Here is a 5,677-nt window from a genome sequence, read left to right on the forward strand (position 1 = left end):
GTCTTCGTTAATCCGTGTTTTAAATCATCAAATAAGCATCCTAGATCGAGCTTTGCCTGCTCCTGCGTGTCCGTTTTACGGATTGGCATGCGTTGCATGTGGAGGGAATAAGTGTCACTGGTGCAACGTAGCGATAGTCGAAAGGCTAAACCGCTACAGGGGATCTCACAAAAGCGGAGCGTTGAAGTAGTTGTATAGGTTGGTTAAGTTGTATGTTGGGGAAACCCTCGCAGAGATACCGCCATACTTCGACAGGGAGCGTGTGGGGAGAGGTGCAAGACCTTTAGTCCTTGTCTGCATAGTTTGCAAAGCTATGTGCGGATACGACCGATATACGTGGCTCCGAAGCCAAAAGAATATGCGGTAAATCGGCAATACTTAAAGGATGCGTCATTTTTTTAAATGACCGCCTTTAGGGAGAGTATTGCCGAAACTCTCTCAACCGTTTCCAAAGCCAAAGCACGAAGTGCGACGCTTTGGGTACGAGTTGAGAAGTTGAGAGCATTTTTTTTTAGGAAGTATAGTAGTGCGGATAATCAAATACTCCTTTTTCTGCTTAGGCTATTGAACCAGTTTTGAATTCGCCCCATATTTTTGCTACAGTGAACCAAATTAAGATCATCTATTTACTAGGCCTTGCATTTGCGGGGTTTTAATGCTGAATTAAAGGAAAACTTGATGGAATTGCCCAATATTATTCAACAATTTATTGGAAACAGTGTTTTAGAGCCAAATAAAATTGGTCAGTCGCCATCGGATGTTTATTCTTTTAATCGAAATAATGAAACTTTTTTTCTTAAGCGATCTAGCACTTTATATACAGAGACCACATACAGTGTCTCTCGCGAAGCGAAAATGTTGAGTTGGCTCTCTGAGAAATTAAAGGTGCCTGAACTCATCATGACTTTTCAGGATGAGCAGTTTGAATTCATGATCACTAAAGCGATCAATGCAAAACCAATTTCAGCGCTTTTTTTAACAGACCAAGAATTGCTTGCTATCTATAAGGAGGCACTCAATCTGTTAAATTCAGTTGCTATTATTGATTGTCCATTTATTTCAAACATTGATCATCGGTTAAAAGAGTCAAAATTTTTTATTGATAACCAACTCCTTGACGATATAGATCAAGATGATTTTGACGCTGAATTATGGGGAGACCATAAAACTTACCTAAGTCTATGGAATGAGTTAACTGAGACTCGTGTTGAAGAAAGATTGGTTTTTTCTCATGGCGATATCACGGATAGTAATATTTTTATAGATAAATTCAATGAAATTTATTTTTTAGATCTTGGCCGTGCTGGGTTAGCAGATGAATTTGTAGATATATCCTTTGTTGAACGTTGCCTAAGAGAGGATGCATCGGAGGAAACTGCTAAAATATTTTTAAAGCATTTAAAAAATGATAGACCTGACAAAAGGAATTATTTTTTAAAACTTGATGAATTGAATTGATTCCAAGCATTATCTAAAAATACTTAATTGTCTTTTTACGTCGCTAAATTTTAAATAAATAAGTGAAGAGCGTTAGTGGAGCTATTGATTTAAAGTTTTATATCACCAATAAATCTAAATTTTGGTTTTTAAAATGAGCTTATTTAAAATAGCTAAAACTGTTTATTAGCTTAACTTGTGATTTAAGTTTTTTTGAATATAAAAGTGTTAATTTATTAGCTTTGCAAGTTTATTTAAATTTCATCGTGCAACATTTTTAACCAATTTTATTATCGATGGTATTTTTTTGTCTGCTTTTCTTTTCTTAGTCTTTTATCTATCTGTCAGCCATATAGTATTTTATTAAATTCTTATGGGAAATGACGAATGTTAAATTATCTTAAGAGCTTTAATAATATCAATACTTGGCAGAGTAAAACTTGAAGTGCGACATAAACCACCTAATTAATTTAAAGGGTTTATGGAGTATATAAAATTGTCATACCATCATCTTAACTTTGAAGATCGTACTGCATTAATGCTTGAGTCAAGAAAAGAAGGCTTTCAGCTTCTAATTTTCCAAGATTTGCTTTTATATATTTTATTTTACAAGCTAACTGATGATTTCTCTTAATAAATTTTTGGTTAGCTTCTAAGTTAATAAGTTCTTTAATTTTTTTATTAAATTCTATATTCCTTATTGAACTATTTTTCTTCTGCTCTTTTTTTATGATTTTATGCTTTTCCTTATTTTTTGAAGGAAGAGGGTATTTTAGTTTTGAATCAGCAACTGAAATTAAATTATTTACATTATGAGTATAGTTGTTTGATATAGCTCCTTTTCCGTAGCAATTAGATAAAAAGACAGCATTATTAGAATTAAAAAAACCACTACCTAATATATTGAAGTTAGTACAAAAGTTCATCTCTATACAATTGTTAAACCCTGAAAAAGAGCAATTGTTTATAGTCATATTTGTACAATAATCTGCACGAATTGCAGTCGCCATAAAATTCATCCTACCTTAGTTGCCTTATTATTAAGATAATACACCTTATGCAAAGTAATCTTTAATTATCTTTATAAATCAAAAATATAATTTTTAGACCCTCTGTATATAGATGAGTTTTTTACGTGCTTAGATAAAGTTGAATAAAAATTCTGAACAATCACTTTTTGTCTTTTTTACGATGATTTAAAGTTTCTTGTCCTAGCTCTTTCCAAATTTGCCATTTCATATCATTAGGATCAATTTCAGCAGTTTTTAGAAGAATGCCAAGTAATTCGGCTGGGTCACGCTGATCTAGGTTAGCTATTTCAAATAGTGCGCCTAATTGAATGAGATGACGTGTACGAGCTTTACGTTCTGCTTCCTTTTCGGCATTCAATAATTTTCTAACTGCAACTTTTTGCTTATTTGCTCGATCTATGGCTTTTTCAGCTTTGATCAAGGCATTGATTTTTTTCTCTTGGTCGGGTGTTCTGTACTGAATTTTGGCTAATTCAAGTAAAAGTTTTTGAGCATCACTAGGATTCTTTAAAGCAGAAATATATGTGATTTTTTCAGACAGCCAATCATTATTCATATTCAATTCCATTAATTCATATACCGCAAAAGCACAGGCTCAATACTCAAAGAACGATAACAAAATATTTACGTTCGAGTAACGTAATTTTGTTAAAGTCGTTCTGGAGATTATCGCCTGTACTTCCATCAAAAATTTGATGGCGCGCTTAGACGTTTCTCAATTTCATTGAGAAACCTAAGCACGTTAGGGACTTCATCCCTAAAACCCTGAAACTTCTTTTTTTCGTTCAATTGAAAATTGAATGAAAAAAAGAAGTACCAAAGCTAGGAGCAACAGCATGCAACTAAAACAGGTATTGGGAAAAATCAAAGATATTAGTTTTGGCGTGATCGCAGCACCGCTAATTATCATCATTATGATGTGGGCTTCGATACTCGATCAAAGAACATTTAAGAAAGAACTAGACCGAAAAAAGGCACAGGAAAAAACCTAATGGCGATAGCTCGTTTAAGTGTGAAAGTTGGTAAGGCAGGTAAGGCAGCACCGCATGCCGAATATATTGATCGGGACGAAGAAAAAAAGCTGAAACAGGAACAATCCGACCTTGAACATAGTGACTATGGAAATATGCCGAAATGGGCTGAACATAATCCGATTACCTTTTGGCAAGCAGCCGACCTTTACGAGCGTAAAAATGGCAGTACCTATCGAGAATATGAAATTGCCCTGCCTAGAGAGATGAATGCTGAGCAACGCCTAGAACTGGTTGAAGACTTTATTCAGTCTGAAATTGGCTCAAAATATCCGTATCAGTTTGCAATTCATAACCCTAAAGCAATGGACGGCAACGATCAGCCCCACATCCACCTCATGTTTAATGAACGTCTGCAAGATGGAATCGAACGAGATCCAGAGCAATATTTCAAACGCTATAACAGCAAGAATCCTGAACGTGGCGGAGCTAAAAAAGACAATACAGGCAAGAGTTACCAGGAACGAAAAACTGATATTAAAGACCTACGCCAAAGGTGGGCGGATTTATGCAATAGCCATTTGGAAAAACACCAAATTGACAGCCGTATTGATATGCGAAGCTACAAAGAGCAAGGCATAGAGAAAGACCCTGAAAAGAAACTCTTACCAAGCCAAGCCAAAGACCCTGAAATCAGGGAAGCCTTGCAACAGTCACGTACAGCCTATAAAGAGCTTGAGCGACTAGATTTAGGCGACCCTAAAAACGACCTGAAAGACCTCAAAAACAGCCCTATCTCAGACAAAGAAATTAAACAGGGCATTGAGAGTTTTAAGGCTGATTTTGCCAGCTTTAAACAGCTTGCCTTACAGCAGTACAAAGAACAGCAGAAATTAGAACGAGAGCAACAGAAAACAATGAAGTTTAGAGGGATGAGCCGATGACACCTGATGAAAAAAAGTTATATGCACTGATGGCAGTTGCAGAACAACAGCAGAACCTAGTCAATCAGGCCGTTAAAGAGCTTCAAATCACGAAAGAACACATTCAGAAGGTCATCGCAGAGCAAACCCATAGCACTGTATCAAAATCGCTAAATACGGGCTTACAGGAGGGTACAGCAGAGCTTATCAAGACCGCTAAGGCACTTGGACATTTAAAAAACTCGATTGAATCAACTAGTGATCAATTTTCATGGAAAATCATCACCATTATTTTAGGCATTTTCGCTATTCTGATGCTTGGCATCATTTGGTTATTCAGTGTTTATATCAAACCTTTAGAAAATATCCCTCAGATCGAGAGCTTAAGACAGCAAGGTATCCAGTTTGATATTGGAAGCTGTACTGTTGGAGAGGAATCTAAACCGTGTGTTCGTGTGATGAAAAAGCAGTGCGGATATGGAAAAAATGGAGATTTTTGTGTCATAGACCCAAAATAATAGGCATATTTTTTATTTCACGAGAGGAAAAGAGGTAATCATGCCATTAATTGAATATTACGGCTTGTTATTTGAATGGCATGACCAAAAAATGGATTTAGTCTATCGAGGGCGAGAAATCACGTTCGAGGAGGTCTGTAGTATTTTCCTTGATCCTGCATTGATCTCTTTTGAGGATGTAGGACACTATGATGAACAACGACTAATATCAGTCGGTTTAAGCAATCGTGGTAGACTATTAACAGTGGTTTGGGTTGAACGTGGAGATGTTGCGAGAATAATCACTGCATTTGAACCATCACATCACCAAAAGCGGAGGTACAGCAATGCAAAATGAACTAGAACGCTATAAAAATTTTGACCCTACCAATGCGCCATTGGTTAAACCTAGCTTTGTGAAGAAATTACAGGAACGCCATACCATAGCTCAAGCACAGGCTTTTGATGCTGATGTAGTTGCATGGTTAAGTTCACAAGATAATGAAACAAAACAACATATTAACGATATGGTTCGCCATATTATGGCATTGAAACGTGCTTGATTAGGGATTTAGTCATGATTAGATATGACCTCTCTTTTTTGTCTTAATATCTGATTGATCAAAGAAAAAGCCCATTGAATCTTGCAACTCAATGGGCTTTCGCTTTATATTCAGCGGTACGCAGTTATTTGATGGTGGAACATCAAGTAACGAAGATCAGCAGAGCTACCAACTCGTGCAGATTTCACACAAAGGCTTGTACCTGAACTCTATTTTCACAATAAACAGTGTTTAGATCAAGACTCAAAATGATAA

At 36.1% G+C, this 5,677-nt stretch carries 8 protein-coding genes; 6 read left to right on the forward strand and 2 right to left on the reverse strand.

Annotated elements, in window-relative coordinates:
• Window positions 1-678: 678 nt before the first annotated feature.
• The gene (locus tag EGS71_RS00005; RefSeq protein WP_002011642.1) at window positions 679-1,458 is read left to right on the forward strand and encodes an APH(3')-VI family aminoglycoside O-phosphotransferase; all 780 of its coding nucleotides are present in this window, start codon (window positions 679-681) and stop codon (window positions 1,456-1,458) included.
• 491 nt (window positions 1,459-1,949) lie between these two features.
• Here EGS71_RS00005 and EGS71_RS22385 read toward each other — a convergent pair whose 3' ends face one another.
• The gene (locus tag EGS71_RS22385; protein ID WP_031380830.1) at window positions 1,950-2,447 is read right to left on the reverse strand and encodes a hypothetical protein; all 498 of its coding nucleotides are present in this window, start codon (window positions 2,445-2,447) and stop codon (window positions 1,950-1,952) included.
• 160 nt (window positions 2,448-2,607) lie between these two features.
• Window positions 2,608-3,024, reverse strand: a complete 417-nt coding sequence (locus EGS71_RS00010) for a conjugal transfer protein TraD (RefSeq protein WP_025464995.1) — start codon at window positions 3,022-3,024, stop codon at window positions 2,608-2,610.
• Between the two features lie 280 nt (window positions 3,025-3,304).
• Here EGS71_RS00010 and EGS71_RS22390 point away from each other — a divergent pair, with 280 nt between their 5' ends.
• Genes EGS71_RS22390 through EGS71_RS00030 form a run of 5 tightly spaced genes read left to right on the forward strand, consistent with a single transcriptional unit; the run spans window position 3,305 to window position 5,422 of the window.
• Window positions 3,305-3,460 carry a heme exporter protein CcmD gene (locus tag EGS71_RS22390; protein ID WP_161772599.1) on the forward strand — a complete coding sequence of 52 codons (156 nt, stop codon included), beginning with the start codon at window positions 3,305-3,307 and terminating at the stop codon, window positions 3,458-3,460.
• The gene (locus EGS71_RS00015; RefSeq protein ID WP_002011644.1) at window positions 3,460-4,383 is read left to right on the forward strand and encodes a MobA/MobL family protein; all 924 of its coding nucleotides are present in this window, start codon (window positions 3,460-3,462) and stop codon (window positions 4,381-4,383) included. Before EGS71_RS22390 ends, EGS71_RS00015 begins: the two co-directional genes overlap by 1 nt.
• On the forward strand, window positions 4,380-4,880 hold the full coding sequence (locus tag EGS71_RS00020) for a hypothetical protein (RefSeq protein ID WP_025464991.1): 501 nt from the start codon (window positions 4,380-4,382) through the stop codon (window positions 4,878-4,880). Before EGS71_RS00015 ends, EGS71_RS00020 begins: the two co-directional genes overlap by 4 nt.
• Before the next feature lie 40 nt (window positions 4,881-4,920).
• Window positions 4,921-5,217: a BrnT family toxin gene (locus tag EGS71_RS00025; RefSeq protein ID WP_002011632.1), complete on the forward strand. Its 297-nt coding sequence runs from the start codon at window positions 4,921-4,923 to the stop codon at window positions 5,215-5,217.
• Window positions 5,207-5,422, forward strand: a complete 216-nt coding sequence (locus tag EGS71_RS00030) for a hypothetical protein (RefSeq protein ID WP_002011639.1) — start codon at window positions 5,207-5,209, stop codon at window positions 5,420-5,422. Before EGS71_RS00025 ends, EGS71_RS00030 begins: the two co-directional genes overlap by 11 nt.
• Window positions 5,423-5,677 lie beyond the last annotated feature (255 nt).

It is taken from the genome of Acinetobacter sp. FDAARGOS_559 (assembly GCF_003940475.1).
Taxonomy (GTDB): domain Bacteria; phylum Pseudomonadota; class Gammaproteobacteria; order Pseudomonadales; family Moraxellaceae; genus Acinetobacter; species Acinetobacter baumannii.